Annotated in this window: 3 protein-coding genes; all 3 read left to right on the top strand. The window is 37.7% G+C overall.

Annotated features, from left to right (window positions below; all coding sequences use genetic code 11):
* Positions 1 to 5 precede the first annotated feature (5 nt).
* Complete coding sequence (locus tag VXQ92_RS17365) at positions 6 to 593, top strand: hypothetical protein (protein WP_002055697.1); 588 nt, start codon at positions 6 to 8, stop codon at positions 591 to 593.
* A 92-nt stretch (positions 594 to 685) separates the two neighbouring features.
* On the top strand, positions 686 to 1,084 hold the full coding sequence (locus tag VXQ92_RS17360) for a hypothetical protein (RefSeq protein WP_038347528.1): 399 nt from the start codon (positions 686 to 688) through the stop codon (positions 1,082 to 1,084).
* Positions 1,084 to 1,542: DUF1833 family protein (locus tag VXQ92_RS17355; protein WP_416682659.1), on the top strand; the 459-nt coding region annotated here is incomplete at its 3' end. The genes VXQ92_RS17360 and VXQ92_RS17355, both read left to right, overlap by 1 nt.

Here is a 1,542-nt window from a genome sequence, read left to right as displayed (position 1 = left end):
ATGACATGAAAAAAATAATTGTAATTTCGACAATACTTTTAAGCCTTTCGGGCTGTGCCATTCCTGCAGTAAATAATCTCGTAAGATCCACAAATATGTATCAGGATGATGTTTCGGGAAATACTGCAAATTTAAGGGTTTATAGAAGTAATATTCCCATGGTGCAGTTTTATATTACTTATCAAAATAATGAGGGTGAAAAAATTTCAAAAAACCTAATCACAAAGCAGATTTCAAATAATTTAACAAAGTATGGCTCATTGCATGAGCCCAAAAGATTAAACATGCCTAAACCCACAATCAGTTTAAATAACGGTGAAGAGTTTTTTGAGTTTAAAGTACCCGCAAATAAGAAGTTAACTTTCAGACTTACTTCTGTTATTGGATCAACTACTATGTATAGTTGTGATGTAAAAATGGACTATCAGTTGGAAAGAAATGCCAATTATGAATTGATCCGATTTAAACAAATCAAAGATATTGTGAATCCACCTTTTTTGATTGAACCATCTCAAGATGGATCCTACTGCAAGTTTGTAGTGAAAGAGATTTTTGAAGATGGTAAAGAAACTATTATTAAATCGATTTCTTAATGTTAAATCGTTTTTGTAATTAATTTAAATATCTAAACCCTATTTCATCAAACCACCTTTCGGGGTGGTTTTTTATTACCTGAAGGAAAGTTATGTACAAGTTAAAGCTAAATCCTCAGACCAGCGGCTATGGCGTAACACCGGGTGATGATGTGAAACGTCAGCAGATGGATGGCGGTCGTGGTCGCTATTACATCGATGTAAAACGTAACAGCCACATTGTTGATGTGAACTGGAATTTAAGTAAAACCGATTTCAATAAAATGATGGCTTTCTGGCGGATCTACCAGAATAAGCCAGCCTCATTCTATGCGGATCTGGTGATTGATCAGGGAACACGTCAGCAATACCTGTGTAACTTCATTCCGAACTCGTTCAAGACCAATGAAGTGAATGGCAACCTTTACCGGGTAAATGCACAGCTCGAAGTTGTTCAAAACCCGCCTAACCTTACGGCCGATATAGCTTTGATTAAGGATTGGGAGGTCTAATGGATAACGAATATGCCAAGTTCTTTTTCAATCGGAAAGTTGATGTCTATCAACTGGAATGTATTGAACTATTACACCCTTCTTTTATGAATACTTACCGTGTGGTCCGTAATGATGACCGTGGGGTGTATGTTCAGCACAATGAAGGCGCGGGGCAAGTATTTTACGAATACCTTCCTATGACAATTCAAAGATCCGGAATGCTCGGTGATCTGGACCAGACTTTGACCGTTTCAATTTCTGGACTTGGTGACATTTTGCCTTATGTGTTTGAGCGTGTAATGGAAGGGCATTTTACTGATGTGAAACCTACTGTGAACTACCGGATTTACAGCTCAGATAATCTAAATACACCGATTCATTACCTGCTTGGGTTGCGACTTGCTGGTGTCTCAATGAATCACAAGGCTGTGACATTCAAAGCTGAATCGCCGCGATTAAATACCACTAAAACTGGA

The sequence above is a fragment of the Acinetobacter sp. 228 genome, assembly GCF_048147885.1.
This window is presented reverse-complemented; position numbering and strand designations above follow the sequence as displayed.

Bases quoted from the DNA above. Each gene is read 5' to 3' on its own strand.
- VXQ92_RS17365 (WP_002055697.1), top strand. From the start codon at position 6: ATGAAAAAAATAATTGTAATTTCGACAATACTTTTAAGCCTTTCGGGC.
- VXQ92_RS17360 (WP_038347528.1), top strand. From the start codon at position 686: ATGTACAAGTTAAAGCTAAATCCTCAGACCAGCGGCTATGGCGTAACA.